This window comes from Thermoanaerobacterium sp. CMT5567-10 (genome assembly GCF_030534315.2).
In the GTDB taxonomy this organism is placed as follows: Bacteria; Bacillota; Thermoanaerobacteria; order Thermoanaerobacterales; family Thermoanaerobacteraceae; genus Thermoanaerobacterium.
On record NZ_CP130558.2, the window covers coordinates 1,908,912 to 1,929,153 of the forward strand.

At 36.3% G+C, this 20,242-nt stretch carries 17 protein-coding genes; 16 read left to right on the plus strand and 1 reads right to left on the minus strand.

What is annotated here, in order from left to right; translation table 11 throughout:
• Window positions 1-2 precede the first annotated feature (2 nt).
• The 3 genes from Q2T46_RS09770 (at window position 3) to Q2T46_RS09780 (ending at window position 745) form a co-directional block, all read left to right on the plus strand.
• Complete coding sequence (locus Q2T46_RS09770) at window positions 3-227, plus strand: DUF1659 domain-containing protein (protein WP_303265641.1); 225 nt, start codon at window positions 3-5, stop codon at window positions 225-227.
• Between the two features lie 37 nt (window positions 228-264).
• Window positions 265-483, plus strand: coding sequence for a DUF2922 domain-containing protein (locus tag Q2T46_RS09775; protein ID WP_209453465.1), 219 nt, complete (start codon window positions 265-267; stop codon window positions 481-483).
• A gap of 118 nt (window positions 484-601) precedes the next feature.
• Window positions 602-745, plus strand: a complete 144-nt coding sequence (locus tag Q2T46_RS09780) for a YvrJ family protein (protein WP_209454233.1) — start codon at window positions 602-604, stop codon at window positions 743-745.
• 21 nt (window positions 746-766) lie between these two features.
• On the opposite strand, the gene Q2T46_RS09785 is transcribed toward Q2T46_RS09780, so the two are convergent.
• Window positions 767-1,057 (minus strand): MTH1187 family thiamine-binding protein, encoded by a 291-nt coding sequence (locus tag Q2T46_RS09785; protein WP_303265640.1) that lies wholly within the window; start codon window positions 1,055-1,057, stop codon window positions 767-769.
• Window positions 1,058-1,516: 459 nt separating this feature from the next.
• Between Q2T46_RS09785 and Q2T46_RS09790 the strand changes: the two genes are divergently transcribed.
• The 13 genes from Q2T46_RS09790 (at window position 1,517) to murJ (ending at window position 20,233) form a co-directional block, all read left to right on the plus strand.
• Window positions 1,517-6,775, plus strand: a complete 5,259-nt coding sequence (locus Q2T46_RS09790) for an IPT/TIG domain-containing protein (RefSeq protein ID WP_303265639.1) — start codon at window positions 1,517-1,519, stop codon at window positions 6,773-6,775.
• A 13-nt stretch (window positions 6,776-6,788) separates the two neighbouring features.
• The gene (locus tag Q2T46_RS09795; RefSeq protein ID WP_303265638.1) at window positions 6,789-9,290 is read left to right on the plus strand and encodes an S-layer homology domain-containing protein; all 2,502 of its coding nucleotides are present in this window, start codon (window positions 6,789-6,791) and stop codon (window positions 9,288-9,290) included.
• Window positions 9,291-9,302: 12 nt separating this feature from the next.
• On the plus strand, window positions 9,303-10,769 hold the full coding sequence (locus Q2T46_RS09800; RefSeq protein ID WP_303265637.1) for an S-layer homology domain-containing protein: 1,467 nt from the start codon (window positions 9,303-9,305) through the stop codon (window positions 10,767-10,769).
• A 57-nt stretch (window positions 10,770-10,826) separates the two neighbouring features.
• Complete coding sequence (spoIID, locus tag Q2T46_RS09805) at window positions 10,827-11,894, plus strand: stage II sporulation protein D (protein WP_303265636.1); 1,068 nt, start codon at window positions 10,827-10,829, stop codon at window positions 11,892-11,894.
• Between the two features lie 100 nt (window positions 11,895-11,994).
• Window positions 11,995-12,819: a M23 family metallopeptidase gene (locus tag Q2T46_RS09810; protein WP_303265635.1), complete on the plus strand. Its 825-nt coding sequence runs from the start codon at window positions 11,995-11,997 to the stop codon at window positions 12,817-12,819.
• Window positions 12,820-12,945: 126 nt separating this feature from the next.
• Window positions 12,946-13,197, plus strand: coding sequence for a sporulation transcriptional regulator SpoIIID (gene spoIIID / locus Q2T46_RS09815; RefSeq protein ID WP_013298924.1), 252 nt, complete (start codon window positions 12,946-12,948; stop codon window positions 13,195-13,197).
• Window positions 13,198-13,325: 128 nt separating this feature from the next.
• Window positions 13,326-14,354 carry a rod shape-determining protein gene (locus tag Q2T46_RS09820; protein ID WP_303265634.1) on the plus strand — a complete coding sequence of 343 codons (1,029 nt, stop codon included), beginning with the start codon at window positions 13,326-13,328 and terminating at the stop codon, window positions 14,352-14,354.
• 14 nt (window positions 14,355-14,368) lie between these two features.
• Window positions 14,369-15,115, plus strand: coding sequence for a flagellar basal-body rod protein FlgF (flgF, locus tag Q2T46_RS09825; protein WP_303265633.1), 747 nt, complete (start codon window positions 14,369-14,371; stop codon window positions 15,113-15,115).
• A 19-nt stretch (window positions 15,116-15,134) separates the two neighbouring features.
• Complete coding sequence (gene flgG, locus Q2T46_RS09830) at window positions 15,135-15,935, plus strand: flagellar basal-body rod protein FlgG (protein WP_303265632.1); 801 nt, start codon at window positions 15,135-15,137, stop codon at window positions 15,933-15,935.
• Window positions 15,936-15,959: 24 nt separating this feature from the next.
• A complete protein-coding gene (locus Q2T46_RS09835; protein ID WP_303265631.1) occupies window positions 15,960-16,301 on the plus strand; it encodes a rod-binding protein in 342 nt (113 codons plus the stop codon).
• A gap of 243 nt (window positions 16,302-16,544) precedes the next feature.
• Window positions 16,545-18,029, plus strand: a complete 1,485-nt coding sequence (locus tag Q2T46_RS09840) for an ISLre2 family transposase (protein ID WP_303263777.1) — start codon at window positions 16,545-16,547, stop codon at window positions 18,027-18,029.
• 199 nt (window positions 18,030-18,228) lie between these two features.
• A complete protein-coding gene (fabZ, locus tag Q2T46_RS09845) occupies window positions 18,229-18,660 on the plus strand; it encodes a 3-hydroxyacyl-ACP dehydratase FabZ (protein ID WP_303265630.1) in 432 nt (143 codons plus the stop codon).
• A gap of 16 nt (window positions 18,661-18,676) precedes the next feature.
• A complete protein-coding gene (gene murJ, locus Q2T46_RS09850; RefSeq protein WP_303265629.1) occupies window positions 18,677-20,233 on the plus strand; it encodes a murein biosynthesis integral membrane protein MurJ in 1,557 nt (518 codons plus the stop codon).
• The last annotated feature ends 9 nt before the right edge of the window (window positions 20,234-20,242 follow it).

Sequence of the window (20,242 nt, forward strand, 5' to 3'; positions counted from 1 at the left end):
AGATGGCTGTTATATCAACTCCGCAGGGCTCAAGGCTTTCAATATCATACATTACTGGGAAAGACGAAAGAGGTGTTGACATCGTAAGAAGCAGGACTTACAACAATATCAAAAGTTCAGCTTTAGATCAGGATGTTATGGACGTAGCTGCAATTTTAAGTGGACTTCAAACATATCCTGTAAAATCTGTGACACGCATAAATCAAGTTGATCTAGCACAGGAGTAATAATCTAAACTAATTGGGAAAGAAAGGAGGTATTAGTGTGGCAGTTCAACTTCAGATGAATTTTAAAAATAAGCTTGGCAGCAATTTTAGAATCAATGTGGATAATGCCCTTGAAACATTGACAGATGATCAAGTAAAAACAGCGATGGATACTATAATCTCAAAAAACATATTTGACACAAACGGCGGTGAGCTGGTAGAAGCAGTTAGTGCCAGCCTTATATCCACAACAGAAAAAGAATTTACAGTCAAGTAAGATGGCGGGGGCATCCCCGCTTTCAGTATTTATCCGTGCAATACCATAGTCTTGATAGATTCGGATCCATGAGAATTTATGTAAGTGTGGTGTTGTAAATATGTAAAGGAGGATCGATATGAGTGAGATATTTACAGGCATCGCAAATCTGGGGTTTCCAATAGTAGTAAGCATTTACCTTTTGGTTAGAATTGAAGGCAAATTAGACAGTCTTACAAATTCCATAAATGAGCTGACAAAAGCTATAACAAAGATAGAATAAGCGCTTTTGCGCTTATTCTGGCTATTGACAAACTTCATTAACCCTCTTTTCCATATTATCTGGTTTATCCCGTCTTTCATCAATCATGATATTTGTTACGACTCTCATTGCGCCGTCTTGAAAAGGAATATTGTGTATTTCTTCGGCTACTTTCATAAGCTCTGGCGTGTTTCCTTCAATAACTGTAGATGTAGGTGTTACGGTGTACTTTAGTCCTCTTTTGTTTAAAAGATTTATGGCATCTTGAACGAAGCTTGAATATGAAGCGCTGCCGGTTCCTACAGGGACGATGTTTATTTCAAGTATCGACATTTGAATGCCTCCTTAGTTAATCATTATATTGAAAATTTTAAAAATTTTGCAGTATACTATTATATTTTGTCGAAAAATAATTTTTTATCCATCGGAATTAAAATGCTGAAAACAAGGTATTTAGAAGAAAAATATTACAAATACTTGATAAAATTTTGGTAATTTAGGTCTTAAGTCCTATTTATTTTGACATTTTAATGTAATATAATAAAATTTGTAAGAATGATTCCCCTTTTCCCCATAATTAATTTATATTCTGCACCCCCAACCCAATATGGTGTGCTGCATTTTTTGCAGCGTTTTTTTTTGCTTATTTGCTTAAAATTGATAAGCAAAATGCCGATATAAAAAATGAGGTAGATTATTTTTGGCTGTAATATCGAAATTTTTACTTTGATTCATAAAAGCTAATGCTTATTATATATAAAATATATTTATAGACTAAAGAGGGTGTAGAGAGTGAGAAGATATTTGTCACTGTTGTTGATATTTGTCATATTGGTTTCATTTTTCCCAGGAAATATGTCGAAAGCTTATGCGTCAAATGCCCCTAATATAACTTCTGTCAAGTCATTGCGTTATGACGGGACGATGGCATCGCCTGCAAAAGGGCCTTACAACTCTTCAACAGATATAGAGATTGACGGCAGTGCTTTTATGACATTTGACAGTTCAGGAAATATGACATCACAAGTAGATGCGGCCTACATTGATTCTATATCTGACAGCACGAAACTTACGATACTAAGCGTTAATGAAAGCAAAATATATGCAAAAGTTCCTACAATGGATACTACAGGGCTTATGCTAAACAAGCCATATATGATTATAGTACATAGAAGCGATGGACAAAGTGCTGCAATTCCAAATGGATTTACATATCTCGATAATCCTGATATAAAAAGTGCAGCTTTAGATAATTATAAGACTGTGACAAGGGACAGCAGTGGAAATGTGACAGGGATATCACAGCCTCAATCATTTATAAGAATGGAAGGCAGTAATTTAAGCGATATAGCTTTAGGCAATATAAACGGTGAGACATCAAATGTGGTGTCACAAAGCGGATCTGTCTTAATTTCAGACATACCTTCCAGCATAAGGATTGATCCTGGCACAACTTACAATATATACGTGACAAATATATACGGTGGTCAATCAAAAACTTACAGCACAAATCTATCAGCGGTTAATCAGGACATAACAAGTTTATCAAAATATACTGCGATAGTAGGTGATACGATAACAATATATGGTCATGGCTTTTCGACACTTGGAAGTGGCATGAGGGTTTACGTGGGAGAAAACCTTGTAAATAGCAGCGATGTTACAGTGGTAAGCGATACAGAGATGACTGTAAAAGTACCTGCACCAAAAGATACTACACTTCCATATCAAAATATAGATATAGTTGCAGATGATGGTTCAACTGTCACGCTGGTGAATGCGCTAAAAATCATACCGACACCCTCTATTATAACTATTGACAGCATAACACCTAATGCAGGCACAGTATCTGGCGGTACGAAAGTCATCATAGTCGGTCAAAATTTGAGGCAGGATCTTGTAGTGAAATTTGGTGGAGTTCAAGGGCAAAATGTTCAAATGGTTAGTTTGCCGGGACTTACAGACAATATGGATGCAATACAAGTTACAACACCACCTTATTCAAAATCAGGGCCTGTGAATGTAGATATAGTTGATCCAATTACAGGTTATACTGTAACAAAAGAAAACGGCTATTTCTATTTAGCTGTTGAAGACAGTCTAGTTGCTATAGATATGAATCCTTACAGCGGTTATGAAAATGGCAGTACAGATGTGACAATTTGGGGATACAATTTTCAAAAGAAGGATGATCCTTCTACTTATACTGCTAATCCCGATAGCACTGAAATAACTTATGTCAACAGCAATTATACATATACTGATCCTGTAACTGGGCAAAATGCCACAGGAACAAGAGAAAGAAAACTGTATGTAACTTTTGGAGGAAACAAAGCAAGGATTGAAAGTATTTCTGTGCCGTCGGAAGGTCAAGAAATTTTGAAGGTATCTTCTCCTAGTATTACTTTAAATCCACCAGGGCAGCCTATGCCTGTTGATGTTGTTGTAACAGTTGAAACAACAATTATGGATTCGGACGGAAATGTTGTTATGCAGTACTCTGAGCAAAGTTCACCACCAAAAAAATATACTTACAATCCGCTCCCTTCAAATCCGGAGATTTTAAGCATATCTCCCAACAGCGGAAGCAGGGCGGGCGGAGATACTGTCACAATACAGGGTTTTGACATAAGGCCTGGTGTCAGTATCTATTTTGGCGGCGCTTTAGCCACAGTAAAAGATCTGACTATTGATTCCAGCAACAGGTCGATAGTGACAGTAATAACTCCAAAAAGCAGCGTGCTGGGTTATGTTGATGTGAAAGTTGTCAACAAGGATGCGGATCAAAACCGTGGATTTACAACTATGACAAATGGGTACTACTACTATACAGCACCTACAATCACAAGTGTATTTACGAATTTTGGTTCAAAATATGGTGGGAATCTAATAACAATTACAGGAACGGATTTTTACGTAGGTCAGACGGTACAGAATGGAGTATATGTGCCTTCATACCCGACAGTTACAATAGGGAATATAAATCTTGAAGTTATAAGTGTACAGGATAATAGCGGAAATATTATAGACGGTAAAAAGTTAAATATTGGAACACAGATAAAGGCAATGGTTCCTGTAACCTCAAATCCTTATCCTGTAGGCTGGCAGGATATAACAATAACAAACTACGATGGTCAGAATGGCACAGAAGGCGGTACTGTTACACTTAAAAATGGATTTGAAATAAAAGATACACAGAAGACACCTACAATAACGTCTGTAAATCCAAATAAAGGTCCAACAAAAGGTGGCACACAGATAACTATAATAGGTAGTAACTTTGAAAGTGGAAGTATTGTAACGATTGATGGTGTGCAGGCTAATGTGACAAGCGTCACATCGGGAAATACTGTAATTAATGCAGTAACACCTGCCGGGACTTTAGGTAAAAAGATTGTGCAAGTGATAAATCCATCTGATGGTGGTACGGCATCCTTAACTGACGGTTTTGAGTACCTGCTTGTTGAGACGAAACCCAAAATCACCAGTATTTCGCCTGATTATGGCGGCAAAGGAACACTTGTTTACATATTTGGCAGTGATTTTTCAAGGAAGATTGGAGATAGCGATGGGGCTAAGGTTTATATAGGTAATACAGTCATGGATGATGTGTACGTAATTGATGAGAATACTATAACAGCAGTTGTACCCGATTTACAGTATGCTGGACTTTACGATATAACCGTAGTAAACCCTGATACAGCCACAGCAAAGTCTCCGCAGAAATTTCACTACCTTGTTCCTGAATCAAATCCTGTTATAACGGCCATAACACCTGATAAAGGGACTGTAAATGGCGGCACAGCAATAACTATAACTGGAAGCGATTTTAGAAGAGGAGCGGAAGTGTATATCGGTGGAAAACTTGCTACAAATATAACAGTAAGCTCCGATGGTAGTACCATACAGGCAATGACACCGCCAGGAAATCCAGGCAAGACATATGTTACTGTTATAAATTACGATGGTGGCAACTACACTTATGGTCTTCATGATGGGGAGGATGGCTTTACATATGTTGTGCCAAACAGCATACCTGTAATAACAAAAATAGAACCAAATACAGGTTCTACTTACGGTGGTGATACTGTTACAATAATAGGACAAGATTTCAGGCTTGCAAAGGATCAAAATGGAAATATCTTAAAAGACAGTGATGGAAATCCTATAGGACCTGATGTGTACTTTGGGAATGTGAAAGCCACAAAGGTAATATACGTAGATTATGGCACATTGAAGGTTGTGACGCCTCCTAATGTACCGGGGCCTGTAAGAGTTTCTGTTGTAAATTATGATACAGGCATAGGATATTTGGACAATGGGTTTACATATATTCAATCTAAACCTGTAATAAATAGCATTGTGCCACCAAAGGTAAATGTGAATGGTACTACACATGTCATCGTATTAGGTTCAAATTTTGCTGTGCCTATATACGAAGGTGGTACGCTGGTAAGGCCTGGTTCTAAAGTCTACATAGATGATGTGGAAGTGACAAATGTCACTGTTGTAAGCAGTAGTGAAATAAAGTTTGTAGCACCTTTAAGTAATGATATAGGCAAAAAGACTTTAAAGATAGTAAATCCTGATGGTGGTACTGCAATGTCGGATATTGAGTATGTATCACCTGTGTCAAACCCTGTCATTACAAGTGTTGATCCGTCGAAGGGAAGCATAGACGGAGGAACTACTGTTACAATCACTGGAAGTGATTTCAGAAGCAATGTAGAAGTTTATTTTGAAGGGAATAAAGCTACAATTGTATCAAATACAGACACAGAAATAGTAGTTAAAACACCGTCATGGGATCCGAGTTTACTAAATGTGCCCATAGACGTTACAGTTTACAATGTAGATGACGGAGCAAGTGCTGTATTGCAAGGTGCATTTACGTACGTGAAGACTGGGGCAAACCCTGTTATAACTTCTATAACTCCTAATACTGGTTCTACCAGAGGAGGAGATACTGTAACAATTGTGGGAGATAATTTTAAAAGTGGCCTCGTAGTTTATTTTGGAGATGCAATAGCGCCGTCTGTAACTGTTAATAATTATAAGACAATAACAGTTATTACCCCACAGCATGCTGCAGGGAAAGTAGACGTCAGAATTTTAAATCCTGACTATGCTGATGTGGTGCTGTCAGGTGGATTTACATATATTCAGACAGTCCCAGACAATCCATCTGGGTTTTATGCTGATAGAATTCCAGGAAATGATCATACAATATATTTACATTGGAGTGCCGTAAATGGTGCAAAGCTTTATGAAATATACGGTAAAAAACGTAGTGATGATAATTATTCTTTTATCGCATCAACAGATAAACTGGAGTACTATGTGGATGGGCTAAGTCCAGATACAATTTATGATTTTAAAATGAGAGCTATCAATGATAAAGGAAACAGCCAATTTACAGCCAGCGATAGTGCTTGTACGGATTCATCTGACAACTCTGAGTACGATACTGGTGTGCCAGATGAGATAGGCAATACAACTACGAATATATCAGGTAACGTAGTTTATATAACACTTGGAGATGATGCGGCAAGTAAAAGCACATACCAAATAGATTTGACAGATTACAAGTACAAAAATACAGATACTTGGATTTTAAATGTGCCAAAAAGTTTTAATGGTAAAAATGTCAAGATAAGCCTTATGACCCCCAGCTTCAGCATGGATTTTACATCACAGGCTCTTAATTTGACTTCTGATATTGATAGAATTACTGTTAAATTACTTGATGGTAAGTCAATAGATGATTTAAACAAAAAACTTGGAAAGTCCGGCAATATCGTTTCGGATGTATACCAGATAAGCTATGATGAAATAAATGGTAGCAGCATTAGTCCTATGAGTAACTTTAGGCAAGCTGTAAATATTGAGATGAATTACTACAGCAATAGAGTAGGAAAAAATAATACACTGTCTATTAAAAATTTTGACGGCAGCTCAACGTACTACCAGTATGTAGACTCTGTCCTGCACTATGCATCGGCATACGTATTATATACAGGTAGATATGCGGTTATAAATTCTAATTTATAAAGAGGTATGTACAATGAAGAAAATCAACATAGTATCATTTTTAATACTTTCACTCATTTTTACGTCATTTAGCAGTATTGCATCGGGTTCAACAATGTATTCTGGGGTAAGCAATGCATCAGCCGTATTTTTAAATATGTCATATACTGATATTGGAAGTAGTTTTGCACGAAACGATATAATGAGAATGACAGCATTGTCTGTAATACGAGGCAATGGAAATGGACTTTATTATCCTTCAAACAAGTTAAAAAGAGAAGAAGCTCTTGCTATGATACTTAGACTGATGGGAAAGGAAAAAGATGTCCAATTGGCCCAGACTAGTCGCAATTCAAATCCTACAGCGGGAACTAGTTCAAATGGTGCGATAGATAGCTGGGCACAAGGTGTGATAACCGTTGCCAAAAACACAGGACTTTTATCAAAGCAGGATCAGTCTTTAGATTTTACGCAGTATGCCACAAGGCAGGAAGTTGCTAATTGGATCGCGAAGGGTATAAATTTATCGCCTGTTTATGGAAAAGACGCACAATACGTTTATTCATATAAAGACAGCGGTCTTTTTGATGCTGACAAATTGCCTTACATTGAAGCTACAATAGAATCCTCCATAATGTCTGGATACAACAATGGTTATTTCGGTCCCAATGACAGCATTACAAGGGAGCAGATGGCAGCCGTATTAAGCAGAGCTTTTAATGTGGCATATACGATGATGGGATACACGAAAGATATGGGCTATGTTGAAAGAATACAAAAAGACAGTGTAAACGGCGGAACAAGATATACTTATGAAATCAAAAATGACAGTGGACAAGATGTTGCATTAGTTGCCGAAAACTCACAAAGTGCAAATTATGATTTTGCTGTTTTAAAAAATGGAAAGGCTGGATTATCATCACTCATTTCAAACGGAGATAGATTAACGTATTACACAAATGGAAGCAATGTTATCTTTGCGGAAACTGCTAATGGCAGCATAAAAACCATAAGCGGTACAATTGATTCTATATGGCAAGGAAGCTTTCGGCTTGTAGACGACAGTGGAAATAGTTATGTAATATACTACAATAATAATACACAGGTTACGATGAATTCAGTTGATGCTTCCATCAGTGACTTGAAGTATGGTGAGACAGCGAAAGTCACTGTTTATGGTAGCACAGCAACGAGAATAGATGTAGTTTACACTGATTTAAGTGGAAATGGTCAGGTTAGCCTTGGAGATAGGCAAGACAGCGGAAAGATAGTCGATATAGAGACAGATAATAGCCAAGTTTCAATAACGTTGGATAATGGAAGTACGTATACGGTAAATGTTGATATGCCTGTTGTGGGGACGGGTGTATCCATAAGTGCCAGCGATTTAAAAGTAGGAGAGTATATAAAGCTTTATTTCAGCAGTATAAATACTAAAATGCCTGATGAAATATTCTTGGAGGATGATTATAATAAGCCTGTTGCTGTAATAAGGGGTAGCATTGCTGGTGTGTCTGGTTTTAATCCTAAGGTACAGCTTAATGATGTTGAAATGTACAGGCAAGGACAGTGGAATGCCACATCAAGTTATGCTATGTATAGTTTAGATGGTGCTTCCGTCTATTTAGATGGCAGCAAAATACCTGTAAGTGATATTAGCAAATATAAAGGTTATGATGCTTACATAATGTTAGAAAATCATTATGGTATTGAAACTGCAACACTTGTATCAATACAAAGCGGATTTAATATGAGCTATGTTGGTGACATTACGTACGATGGAAACATCATGTTAGTAACGTTTGATAACGAAAATGACAATCGACAGGTAAACGTAAATGATGGTACAATTATATTAGATAATGGGCTTTTGGTGCCAAAAAGCCAGTTGTCAAAAGCCAGTCAGGCGTATGTTTCATTTTCAAGAGGTGGCGCAGCAAACTTTATATCAATATTAGATGCAAATGCCCCATCTGGATACTATTATGCAAAAGGGAAAATTATTAATGTTACAGCAGATTCAATAACAGTAGGCAATTATTATTACTATAGTGGAAATGAATACGGTGATGAATCATTAAACAATAATGAGTGGGTAGCAAACGGCGATGAAACTTTCTACGTTGGTGATAAAACTTATATTGTTGATAATACTGGAACTAGTCCTGTAAATGTACCATATGATGAGTTCTTGAAACAGAAGTACAGAGCTGCTAATTATAGTTCGGTATATATTGTAGCTAGTGACAGCAATGCCATAGCAGTAAATATAAGGCCTCTTAGCAGCACTGACAGGGTAAGCAAGGCTGTATTAAGTAGTAGCAGCGGAAATGTCTTGACTATTGACAATGTTATGGATTGGAATGAACTTAATAATAAATGGGAGCTTAATACATCACTGGATTCTATCGACGCTACTAAAGCAGTCATAGTGAAAAACAACAAGGTAGTATCAGCAAATGATTTAAAGAGCGGAGATAATCTTTATATAATAAGAGATGGTGCTTTGGGAATTGTGATAACAGTCCAGCAGTAAAAGGAGAGATGTATGGTGAAAAAGATGATTTTAATTCTTGCACTTTTTATATCCATTTTGATTCCTGCTTATGCTTTTGCCAATGATGCAGGTTATGAAGGCGGGATTGCAAATGAATATGAATATAAAGAAGTAGTCTTTCTAACAGGTAGCCCTGTCGTCTTTGATGGTAAACTTACTGTATCAACGTCTACAAGATCTGGTACGACAACTGCTACATACAGGTATCAATTGACATCAAGCGATGGTGGTAAGCTGACGCGTACTCTCACATTTTCTACTGTTGAGACGCCAAAGGACCAGTACAACCAAATTCAGTCAAAGACAACTTTAAGCAGGTATTCAGAGACCATTACAGAAGGTGGAAATATATACAAGCTGTCATCGTATGAATTCAACGGTTCTGACATTAAATCTTTAAATCCTGGTGTAAATTACTTTGCTGGCAATTTCGCAGGAAGGAAAGTTTATACTTTAAACAATAGCAAAGGTACCATTATTGTAGAGATTACAGATAAAACAGTTGGATTTGATCATGCTTATGGCAATGTTAAAACACAGCAGATTAATTACATAATAACAGGTAATACGGTAGCTGACAATACAAATATATCATGGAGCGGAACTGCTGATGTGGATGTATCATTTACAGTAAATTCTGACTTAGAATATGTTGCAAATGATCCTAACTACATAAGCTTCAGAGGCGGATACCTTTTAAGTCAAACAGGACAGGATGTGATGAAGTACTCTTATGATTTACCTGAATTTGATAGCAGTGGAAATGTAATAGGCAGAAATACAGGCTCAAGCAGTGCTAGTTTAGATGAAGTACCACAGGAGAAAAGGCTGGTTGTACCAAATGTTAACGACATAAACGGTACATGGGGATATGATGACATATTGAAACTTATGAGCATGGAGATTTTCCCTAATACATCAAAGTACTTTGGCCCGAAACTTCCTATTACAAGGTCTGATTTTACGGTGGCAGTAGCAAAGGCGATAAATTTAGCACCATACACAGCTCCAAAGACAATAGGATATACAAAAAATAAGACAAATGAAATATCACCGTTTATAGATGTCTCTACCACAGACAGTGATTACGGGTATATAAAAGCTGCAAACCAGGCAGGATTGATATCAGGAACAGCCCCAAACCAATTTAGCCCTGATAAAGCTCTTACGAGAGCTGAAGCAGCAGTAATTTTTGTAAGAGCACTAGGCCTTTCAAATCTAGCACCTTCTGGATATTTTAATACTGGATTTAGAGATGATAGTAGCATACCTTCATGGGCTAAAAGAGATATATACGTTGCGAATGAGATAGGTCTATTAGAAGGTGATGGCAACGGAAATATCAATGCCAATGATACATTGACAAGAGAAGAAGCCGCTGCTATGATATCGCGAATGATTGATTTTATGATGAAAGACCTTTCAATAGATTATGTACAAAAAGTAATCAATTATTGATTCATAATATTAAACCCCGTTGCATATACTTTATTAGCATATTTTAAGGAGGATAAAATGAAGTATATTGCGTACGGGGTAATTTTAATTATTTTTGCTACATTGGTGCTGCCTACAATAATCGTAGTCGGTTTTATCCCAGCAAGAAGTAGTACTGTACAACATAGTAGTGTTAAGCTTATAAAAGATGGTGAGATGAAAGATGTCAAAACAGCAGAGGTGAAAACTTCTAATGACTACAATACGATAAATGTTTTTGTCGTGGATCAGAACAAAGAAGTCAAGATGAACTTGGAAGATTATCTTGTTGGCGTTGTGGCTGCAGAGATGCCTGCAGATTTTGAGATGGAAGCGCTGAAGGCACAAGCTGTGGCAGCAAGGACTTATGCACTTTCAAAGGAGATATCTGTAGGAGGAAAAGGTTGTGATCTTCACCCTGGCAGCGATGTTTGTACAGATTCCAAGCATTGTCAGGCATGGATATCGGATGATGTCATGAGATCACGATGGGGTGATAAATATAATTTATATCACGATAAAATAGTAAAAGCTGTAAATGACACAAAAGGCCTTGTAATAGTGTACAATGACGCACTGATTGAACCTGCATATCACGCCATAAGTGGTGGTGAGACGGAAGATGCTAAAAATGTCTGGCAAGAAAACCTTCCGTATTTGAAAAGTGTTCCATCTCCTGGCGAGGAAGTGGCTCAGAAATTTAAGACGACTGTGACAGTATCATCTGATGAATTTGTAAACCGCATAAAAAGCAGAGCCCCAAAAGCTAAGATCAGTACTAAAAATCTTTTAGGGTACATAAAAAATATCAAGAGGACTGAGGCAGGACATGTCTTGTCCCTAAATATCGGTGGTATAGACTTTACTGGCACAGATATACAAGATTTATTTCAGCTAAATTCAACGAATTTTAGTTTTAGCATGAGAGGAAACAATGTGGTAATAAATGTGATAGGATATGGACATGGAGTAGGAATGAGCCAGTATGGCGCTAATGCAATGGCGAAAGGCGGTAAAAATTTTGAAGATATATTAAAGCACTATTATACTGGTGTTGAAATAATGAGAATTGATGAACTTTTGAAAATTAAAAGTGCAAAAGCTTAAACATATTAAAGAATTTACTAGGTTTTTTGTTTATAGCATAAAACCTCCTTTGGTATAAATTAAGTTATATTGGTTAAAATACCAGAAGGAGGTGAATTTTATGAAAATAAATAGGGACGATTTGGCAAGATTTTTCGACAGAAAAGGTTTCTACTTAATTCTATTCTTGTGCATTGTTGTCGTTGCAGTAACAGCAGTATACGTAACTAACAATAATTTAAAGAAAATGGCTGAGTTAAACACAGCTCAGGAAAAGCTAAGTACAACAAACGCTAATTCAAGCTCAAAAAATTTAATAACAGAATATCCTACGACTAATAATAGCAGCAGTGCTGTAAAAGAAGAAAGCAAGACGAAAGTGGAAAATACAAAATCCCAAAGTGTGGCATCTTCAAATAAAAGTGTTGCTTCCAGTGTAAGTGATAAAGCTGCATCAACTAAAACCCAGGAAAACAATGCTTTAAATACCATGTCAAACAACACAGCAGTAAGTACAGAAGCAAAAAGTGAGAATGATACGACATTATCACTGATGAAACCGGTAAATGGCGATGTAGTTATGGAATTTGCAGTAACTAAACTTACATATTCAAAGACCCTTGATGAGTGGACGACACATAAGGGAGTAGATTTGAAAGCCGATCTTGGTACAGAAGTTGTTGCTGCCATGGGGGGTGTTGTAACTAAAGTATACAGTGACAGCAGGTTGGGAAATACTGTAGAAATCAAAAATGGCACATATATAACCCGTTACAGCAATCTGGATGAAAACATCGATGTAAAAGTTGGACAGGCTGTAGAAAAAGGAAGTGTCATAGGTAAGGTTGGAAATACTGCAAAGTTTGAAATCGCAGAAGATCCACATGTACATTTTGAATTGCTGAAAGATGGCACTTATATTGACCCTATGCAATATTTTAAATAATTAACTTTTAAAATAACAGGGAAATACCCTGTTATTTTTTTGCTTTCATGCTTGTCATTTAATTCTATTGATACAATCCCCGCATATAAATATATTGAAAGGTCTATACTTAAGGGGGTTTTTGTATTGAAGGATTATATCGAAGAGAGAACATTAGAGATAGGAAAATATATTATAAAAAACAAATCAACTGTAAGAGAGGCTGCCAAAGTTTTTGGTGTCAGCAAAAGTACTGTTCATAAAGACGTTACAGAGAGGCTTGAGAATATAAACCCAAAGCTTTACAAAGAGGTTAAAGAAGTACTTGAGAAAAACAAAGCAGAAAGGCATATAAGGGGTGGAAATGCCACCAAGAAAAAATACAAGTTAGGCAAATAAAATTTAATATAAAAAAGAGGAATTATAAAAGGTATGTCGAATTAATTTATTAAATATTTAATTTTATATGTCGATAAAAAATATGGATGCCACAATAATGTCGAAAAACATAAGAAGGGTGTGTTTAAATGTTTGCTCTATCAAGGGATATAGGAATTGACCTTGGCACGGCATCTGTACTTGTCTATATGAAGGATGAGGGGATCGTTTTAAACGAACCATCTGTTGTTGCAATTGACAGGAATACAGATAAGATACTTGCAGTAGGCGATGAAGCAAAGAGAATGGTAGGCAGGACGCCGGGGGATATTGTAGCAGTTAGGCCTATGAGTGCTGGTGTTATTTCAGATTACGATATAACTGAGAAAATGCTTAAATATTTTATTCAAAAGGCCTGCGGCGGGGGAATTATAATGAGGCCCAGAATAATGATATGCATACCCAGTGAGGTTACGCAAGTTCAAAAAAGGGCTGTTATAGATGCTGCTGTACATGCAGGCGCCAGAAGAGCTTTTTTGATTGAAGAGCCTATAGCCGCAGCTATAGGTGCAGGGCTTGACATAGAAAAGCCTTGCGGGAATATGGTAGTTGATATTGGGGGAGGCACCACTGATGTTGCTGTTATTTCTCTTGGTAACGCAGTGGTGTCTAAAAGTATAAAAGTAGCTGGGAATAATTTTGACGATGCGATAATAAGGTACATACGTAGAAAATACAATATCATAATCGGAGACAGAACTGCTGAAGAGATAAAAATAAATATAGGTTCTGCTTATGAAAAAGATAAGGAAGAATTTATGACCGTTAAAGGAAGAAGTTTGATATCTGGCCTACCTAAGAGTTTCGATATAAGCTCAAAAGAAGTTACTGAAGCACTTCAAGAACCATTAGCTAATATAATAGATCTAGTTCATAATGTATTAGAGAAGACTCCTCCAGAATTAGCAGCAGATATATGCGATCGTGGCATTGTACTTACTGGTGGTGGTTCTTTGCTACATGGGTTGGACAAGCTGCTGGAGGAAAAGATGGATGTGCCAGTAATACTAGCTAATGATCCTATATCTTGTGTAGCTTTGGGAACAGGAAAAGCACTGGATTCTTTACCTTTGATGGAAGATCATGAAACGGTAGTTGATGCATTTAAAATCAAGTAAGAGGGTGTTATAAAATGCTAAGAGGTCTTTATACAGCCTCATCTGGAATGATAGCACAGCAGAAAATAGTAGATGTGCTTTCAAATAACATTGCAAATGTAAATACAACAGGTTACAAGAAGGATACTGTAACGACAATGGCGTTTCCTGATTTCATGGTTACAAGAAACGGCGGTGACAATGTACCGTATAATGGCAATATAGGCAATATGGATTATGGTGTTTTGGTTGAGACCTTTAATACGAATTTCTCAGAAGGAAGTATTGAAAAGACTGGTGGGAAGCTGGACTTTGCCATAGATGGTTCAGGATTTTTTACTGTCAGTACTCCAAATGGCATAAGGTACACAAAGGATGGTTCTTTTACATTGAATAGCAATGGATACCTTGTGACGAAGGATGGCTATTATGTAATGGGGCAGAATGGGCCTATACAGCTTAATAACGGGGATATATCTGTTGATGATTTTGGAAATATCAGTTTGAACGGTCAAACTGTTGACAAGCTGAATATTGTTGACTTCAGCAATTACAGTACATTAAGGAAAGAAGGTAGTAACCTGTTCTTTACAAGTGGAGGACAGGCTATACCTGCTAGCGGGTTAGTTAAGCAGGGGTATTTAGAAGGTTCCAACGTGAATCCTGTAGATGAGATGGTGACCATGATCAGTGCCATGAGAACTTATGAAGCAAATCAAAAGACAGTGTCAGCCTTTGATGAAACACTTGATAAGGCTGTAAATGAAGTGGGAAGAATATAAATAAGAAAGGTGGTTAAATATGATAAGGGCATTGTGGTCTGCAGCATCAGGCATGAATGCGCAGCAGCTTAATGTGGATGTAATCTCAAATAACCTTGCCAATGTGAATACGACATCTTTTAAAAGGGACAGAGCAGAATTTCAGGATTTGATGTACCAGACTCTTCAGACAGAAGATGTAAATGCAGGACAGGGAAGGCCTGTAAACATGCAAGTTGGGGTAGGTGTAAGGCCTTCAGCAATAGTTAAGGATTTTACTGAGGGGAGTTTACAAGAAACTGATAACCCACTGGATGTAGCGTTAGATGGAGAGGGATTTTTTGCCGTATTGGGTCCTGACGGGAATACATACTACACAAGGGATGGAAGTTTTAAATTAAGCGTAGATCAAAATACAGCCACACTTACTACGGCTGATGGATATCCCGTTTTAGACGATGGAGGAAACCCAATAACATTTGACAGTACCCAAAAAGATATATCTATATCGCCACTCGGCGTCATATCTGTCAAAGATTCTGATGGAACGCAGCAGGATGTAGCGACTTTGGGAATCTACAATTTCCAAAATCCAGATGGTCTATTAGATAAAGGTAGCAATCTCTATGAAGCTACAGCTGCATCTGGCGATCCTGGAACAAGAGACGATTTTCAGGGCAAAATGGGAAATGTCCGCCAAGGCTTTTTAGAGACTTCAAATGTTCAAGTTGTAAATGAAATGGTAAACATGATATCAGCTCAAAGGGCTTACGAATTAAATTCAAAGGCTATTCAAGCAGCAGATGATATGCTTAGCATTGCCAATAATTTAAGGAGATAAATTTTCAATTGGAGGAAGTTTTAAATGAACATAGATCCCGTAAGTAGCATAGAAGAGATGAATCAAATAAATCAGTTAAATATTAATACAAATACCGATGATTTTCAAAAAGCCATACAGGACGCTATGAATAGCAAAGACAAAGAGAAATTGAAAGAAGCTTGCCGAGACTTGGAAGCGGTATTTGTAAATCAAATGTTGACTGAAATGAGAAACACAATACCGAAAGATCCACTTACTGGCGATGACTTTGCAACAGATGTATTTACAACAATGATGTACGACAACTATGCACAGGAAATAGCGAAAAACGCCAATTTAGGAATAGCTGATGCCATGTACAACCAATTGTCAAAAAAGATATAAAAATTGAGATAAAGTGACAACCGTCCGCAAAATGCGGTTCTATGATAAGTTAAGGTTTAAACCATAACCGCTCTGTGTATTAAGGGCGGTTATTTATTGTTTATAAACCTCTTAGTGTATAATTTTAGTAGGCGGTAAAAAATAGAAAAAGGAAGGTATCCAAAAAATACCTTCCATTCGCATGAATCATCCGCTATAATGTTTAAATAGAAAAAACAAAAAAAGCGTTATAGAGGTGATTACATGCTAGATATAAGTTTAAACGAAAATGAAATAAATTTCAAGGATTTAGAAGCGGAAATTTACAAATTAGTTTGCGAAGAAGCTTGTAAAATAATGGCTCAAATCCTCATGAAGATAGATGATATGTTACTAGAAAAAAGGGACAAAAAAGAATATAGATGTAAAGGTAAAAAGCATACAAACATAAAAACAATTATGGGCACTGTTGAATTTGATAAAAGAATTTATGAACATATAAATAGTGAAGGGAAAAAGGAATATGTTTATCTTTTAGATGAGTATTTAAAAATGGATACAATAGGGCATATATCAACAAATCTTATTGAAAAAGTTGTAGAAAATGTAACAGAAATGTCATATAGAGAAGCAGCGAAAAATATAGAATCATTAACAAATCAAAGCATAAGCCATACAACTGCATGGAATATAATACAAAAGGTTGGAGAAAAAATAGCAGAATTAGAAAAACAAGATATAAAACTATTCAAAGAAAACAAATTAAGAGGAGAAAAAGAAACAAAAATATTATTTCAAGAAATGGATGGATTATGGTTATCAATGCAAGGCAAAGACAGACCAAAAGGCAAAAAAAGCAGGGGAAAAAAAGAAATAAAATTAGCAGTAGCATACGACGGATGGGTAAAAAGAAGCCCGGGAAGTAATGAATATATAACACATAATAAAATAGTATGTGCAGGATTTGCAAGCAGCAAAGAATTTAAAGAATTAGTAGATGCAACGATAGCAAAAGAATACAACATAGACGAAATAGAAATAAAGATAATAAATGGAGATGGAGCAAGTTGGATTAAAGAAAGTTTAGGAGAAGAAGGAGTATATTTTCAATTAGATCCATTTCATAAAAGCCAAGCAGTAATAAGGAATATAGAGAACAAAAAAGATGCCTGCAAATTGATGAAAATGCTAGATGAAGGGAAAGCAGAAGAAAGTCTAGAATACATAGCGAAATTAATGATAGAGCAAAAAGATGATGAAAAGCAAATGAAGAAATTAGAAAAACTATATAACTATTTAGTAGCCAATAAGGAAGGGATAAAACCATACCAAAAGAGAGAAGAAATAAAAATACCAGAAGCCCCAGAAGGGATAGAATACAAACATTTAGGAACAATGGAAAACAATATATTTGACACATTGGCGCGCAGAATGAATGCGGGAAAAATGAGTTGGACAGAAAAAGGTGCGAACAATTTAGCAAAGATACTAGCCTTAAAGACAAGCGGAAAACTTAATAGTGTTGTAGAAACATACTTTAATGTTATAATATCAGAAGAAAAATTAGCAGAGATAAAAGAAGAAATAAAATTATCAGCAGCGGATGTAAACAAAAAGCAGAAAAAAGCAAAAACATATCATATGCAAAGAGGCGATATGCCGTTTGAAGGTTGTGCAATGACAAACGGCAGAAAAACAATAAGAGAAATACTCAGATACAAATGTTTAAGTGAATTAAAAGTCATATAAAAGGCGGAATATGAAGATAAGAATGGAGTAAAAATAATTGCACGAAAATTCACAACACATTAAACATTATACGGATAAAATTTGAAGAAAAAAATTTGCCAACAACTACTTGACACAAACTATAAACCTTATCAATTTTCATATTTTATTTAACTATGGTATAATCATAGTAAAAAGCAAAAAAGTAGGAGTGACTTAGATGTTAGATAATGAGGAAATCAGGGAGGTCATACCCCACAGGTATCCATTTTTGATGATTGACAGGGTATTGGAAATCGAAGACAACAAAAAAGCTGTAGGCATAAAAAGCGTTTCTGCAAATGAACCATATTTTCAAGGGCATTTTCCGGGGAATCCTATTATGCCGGGTGTATTGATTGTAGAGGCCATGGCACAGCTTGGTGGAATAACTGTGATGTATGGAAAAGATAACAATAACAAGATAGGACTTTTTACAGGCATCAATAAGTGCAAATTTAAAAGGGTAGTTAAGCCGGGAGACCAGCTTATGATTGAAGTTGAGATAATTTCATCAAAATTAAATCTTGTGAAAGCGAAGGGCATTGCGACAGTTGATGGTGATTTGGCAGCAGAGGCTGAAATATCATTTATGCTGGTGGATAAAAATTAAAGCGAAGGTGCATTAAATGTCAACAGTCAGAAAAACTGCTAAAGCTGCAGGGCTTGTGATGGCTATAACATTTATAAGCAAAATAACTGGATTTTTAAGAGAGGTAGTTTTGGGTTCAAAATTTGGAACAACGAAAGATGTAGATGCTTACAATATGGCCCAGAACATACCTATGGTTTTGTTTGCCGCAATTGCTGCATCCATCGGTACTACAGTTATACCGCTTTTTTCCGATTATCTGGCCAAAAAAGGAAAGGATAAGGCGTTTGAATTTATAAATAATCTTTTAAACGTCATAATTTTAATGACGGTAGTATTTACAATAATTGGTGCAATTGCATCGCCTATGATAGTCAAAATCATGGCTCCTGGATTTAAAGGCGATGCTTACTATGAGACATTGAAACTTACGATGATATTATTGCCAGTTATGATATTTATTGCGGCGTCAAATATCATAACTGGTGTTTTGCAGTCACTTCAGCACTTTGCTGTACCTGCCATGATAGGCATACCCTACAACATTATTATAATAGGAACGGCACTGATGTACGGTACAAAGTACGGCATATATGGAGTGGCTTTGGCAACTGTTGTAGGCTCAATCATTCAGGTGTTGATACAACTTCCGGTGCTTATCAAATTTGGATTTAAGTACAGATTTGTGTTAAATTTAAAGGATGAAAGCATAAAAAAAGTAATAATTTTGGCAATACCGGTTCTTATAGGGACGTCCATACAAGTCATAAATACATATGTGGACAGGATGATAGCATCATATTTACCGGCAGGAAGTATTGCAGCATTGAACTATGCTAACAGGCTCATAGGTTTCGACATATTTTCGATGGCAATAGCAATTGTAATATATCCAATGCTTTCAAGGTATTTTGCATCAAACAACATAGATGAGTTTATAAAAGGAATTAAGATGGCGGTAAAAGCGATACTTTATATAATGATTCCAGTTACAGTAGGTGCCATTATCTTCAGAGTTCCAATCGTAAGGATTTTATTTGAAAGAGGAGCTTTTGATGAAAGGTCTACTTATCTTACATCTATTGCTTTCATGTTTTACAGCTTAGGCATGACTGCCAATGGACTTAGAAATGTGCTAAGCAGAGGCTTTTACTCTTTGAAAGATACAAGGACTCCTATGATAAACGGTGCTATTGCAGTACTTATAAATATCGGGCTTAATTTAGTTATCGTCAGGTACCTTGCATTAGGCGGATTAGCATTATCTACTTCAGTTGCTGCCACTGCTGCATCATTGATGCTTATGTATTCCTTGAGAAAAAAGATTGGTAGAATTGGAGGGAATGAAATAGCATCTTCTTTTGTAAAAGCTTTAATAGGCTCAGCCATTATGGGAGTTTTTGCACACTTTGTCTACAATGGGCTTTCTAAATTTGTGACTGGAGGGAAGATATATGATGCTTTATCACTTTTTGTAACAGTACTTATAAGTGCTTTTATATACTTTCTATTTATTTTGTTAACTGATAATTCTATGGTAAGTTATGTAAAAAAAGGTGCAAGTATAATTAAAGGGAAATTAGCCAAGGAATGATAAGGAGTG

What these genes read in the sequence shown, in the direction of transcription:
- Q2T46_RS09785 (WP_303265640.1), bottom strand. Translation starts at nt 1,057, where the DNA reads ATGTCGATACTTGAAATAAACATCGTCCCTGTAGGAACCGGCAGCGCT.
- fabZ (WP_303265630.1), top strand. Translation starts at nt 18,229, where the DNA reads ATGTTAGATAATGAGGAAATCAGGGAGGTCATACCCCACAGGTATCCA.
- flgG (WP_303265632.1), top strand. Translation starts at nt 15,135, where the DNA reads ATGATAAGGGCATTGTGGTCTGCAGCATCAGGCATGAATGCGCAGCAG.
- Q2T46_RS09810 (WP_303265635.1), top strand. Translation starts at nt 11,995, where the DNA reads ATGAAAATAAATAGGGACGATTTGGCAAGATTTTTCGACAGAAAAGGT.
- spoIID (WP_303265636.1), top strand. Translation starts at nt 10,827, where the DNA reads ATGAAGTATATTGCGTACGGGGTAATTTTAATTATTTTTGCTACATTG.
- flgF (WP_303265633.1), top strand. Translation starts at nt 14,369, where the DNA reads ATGCTAAGAGGTCTTTATACAGCCTCATCTGGAATGATAGCACAGCAG.
- Q2T46_RS09835 (WP_303265631.1), top strand. Translation starts at nt 15,960, where the DNA reads ATGAACATAGATCCCGTAAGTAGCATAGAAGAGATGAATCAAATAAAT.
- murJ (WP_303265629.1), top strand. Translation starts at nt 18,677, where the DNA reads ATGTCAACAGTCAGAAAAACTGCTAAAGCTGCAGGGCTTGTGATGGCT.
- Q2T46_RS09780 (WP_209454233.1), top strand. Translation starts at nt 602, where the DNA reads ATGAGTGAGATATTTACAGGCATCGCAAATCTGGGGTTTCCAATAGTA.
- Q2T46_RS09840 (WP_303263777.1), top strand. Translation starts at nt 16,545, where the DNA reads ATGCTAGATATAAGTTTAAACGAAAATGAAATAAATTTCAAGGATTTA.
- Q2T46_RS09795 (WP_303265638.1), top strand. Translation starts at nt 6,789, where the DNA reads ATGAAGAAAATCAACATAGTATCATTTTTAATACTTTCACTCATTTTT.
- Q2T46_RS09820 (WP_303265634.1), top strand. Translation starts at nt 13,326, where the DNA reads ATGTTTGCTCTATCAAGGGATATAGGAATTGACCTTGGCACGGCATCT.
- Q2T46_RS09800 (WP_303265637.1), top strand. Translation starts at nt 9,303, where the DNA reads ATGGTGAAAAAGATGATTTTAATTCTTGCACTTTTTATATCCATTTTG.
- Q2T46_RS09770 (WP_303265641.1), top strand. Translation starts at nt 3, where the DNA reads ATGGCTGTTATATCAACTCCGCAGGGCTCAAGGCTTTCAATATCATAC.